Below are 1,789 nucleotides of genomic sequence, written 5' to 3'. Positions count from 1 at the left end.
TCTCATTAAATAAAGCACGCTAAGCCGGTTGCAGCGGCCGTAGCGGCCTGAACTTGCCCGCGCCGATCTTGGCGCTGCTGCGCCAGAGGTAATCGCCGGTCAGGTTGATGTGCTCCCAGCCGAGCGGCGACAGGTACTGCAACAGGCCGTCATCGACGGCTTGACCGTGGCCACGCAAGGCGTTCGCGGCCCGCTCCAGATAGACCGTGTTCCATAGCACGATGGCCGCCGTCACCAGGTTGAGGCCGCTGGCCCGGTAGCGCTGCTGCTCGAAGCTGCGGTCGCGGATTTCCCCCAGGCGGTTGAAGAACACGGCGCGGGCCAGCGCGTTGCGCGCCTCGCCTTTGTTCAGCCCGGCATGCACGCGGCGGCGCAGCTCGACGCTTTGCAGCCAGTCCAGGATGAACAGTGTGCGCTCGATGCGTCCCAGCTCACGCAGGGCGACGGCCAGGCCGTTCTGGCGCGGGTAGCTGCCAAGCTTCCTGAGCATCAGCGAGGCCGTCGCCGTGCCCTGCTTGATCGAGGTGGCCATCCGCAGGATTTCATCCCAATGGGCGCGGACGTGCTTGATGTTGAGCGTGCCGCCGATCATCGGTTTCAACGCCTCGTAGGTGGCATCGCCCTTCGGGATGTAGAGCTTGGTGTCGCCCAGGTCACGAATGCGCGGGGCGAAGCGGAAGCCCAGCAGGTGCATCAACGCGAAGACGTGGTCCGTGAACCCTGCCGTGTCGGTGTAGTGCTCCTCGATCCGCAGGTCGGATTCGTGATACAGCAGGCCGTCGAGCACGTAGGTCGAGTCGCGCACGCCGACGTTCACGACCTTGGTGTGGAACGGCGCGTACTGGTCGGAGATATGGGTGTAGAACGTCCGCCCTGGGCTGCTGCCGTATTTCGGATTGATGTGGCCGGTGCTCTCGGCCTTGCTGCCGGTGCGGAAGTTCTGGCCGTCCGACGATGACGTGGTGCCGTCGCCCCAATGCTCGGCGAAGGGATGTCGGAACTGCGCGTTGACCAGCTCGGCCAGTGCCGCCCCGTAGGTTTCGTCGCGGATGTGCCAGGCTTGCAGCCAGGCCAGCTTGGCGTAGGTCGTGCCGGGGCACGATTCCGCCATCTTGGTCAGGCCCAGGTTGATCGCGTCGGCGAGGATCGTGGTCAGCAACAGGTTTTTGTCCTTGGCCAGGTCGCCTGACTTCAGGTGGGCGAAGTGCCGGGTGAAGCCCGTCCATTCGTCTACCTCCAGCAGCAATTCGGTGATCTTGACGTGCGGTAGGATCATCGCCGTCTGGTCGATCAGGGCCTGTGCGGTATCGGGCACCGCCGCATCGAGCGGCGTGATCTTCAGGCCCGACTCCGTGATGATGGCGTCCGGCAGCTCGTTGGCCAGCGCCATGCGGTTGACGGTGGCGAGCTGCGTTTCCAGCAGCGTCAGCCGGTCATGCAGGTACTGGTCGCAATCGGTGGCCACGGCCAGCGGCAATTCGCTGGCCTGCTTGAGGCTGGCGAATTTCGCGGGCGGCACCAGGTAGTCCTCGAAGTCCTTGAACTGGCGCGAGCCTTGCACCCAGATGTCGCCGGAGCGCAGCGCGTTCTTCAGCTCCGACAGCGCGCACAGTTCGTAGTAGCGCCGGTCGATGCCGGTGTCGGTCATCACCAGCTTCTGCCAGGGGGAACCGCAGAATTCGGAAAAAATCGTACGCTAAGCTAACGGTGTTCTCGTGACAGCTCTTTGACTAAATAGCTGTTCCGAATAGTAGATCACCGGAGGAAGGGAACTCAGTCCAGTTTGTGC

The 1,789-nt window shown here is 63.6% G+C and carries 1 pseudogene; it reads right to left on the bottom strand.

The annotated features are described in order from the left end of the window. Window positions 1-19: 19 nt before the first annotated feature. Window positions 20-1,669, bottom strand: a pseudogene (locus tag ACOTYN_RS26225) (Tn3-like element ISPa38 family transposase); the annotation flags it as partial. Window positions 1,670-1,789 lie beyond the last annotated feature (120 nt).

The organism is Enterobacter cloacae complex sp. IR5458, from assembly GCF_049238025.1.
Lineage (GTDB): Bacteria > Pseudomonadota > Gammaproteobacteria > Enterobacterales > Enterobacteriaceae > Enterobacter > Enterobacter kobei.
The sequence above is the reverse complement of the archived record's forward strand: the minus strand, read 5'-3'. Positions and strand labels throughout refer to the sequence as shown.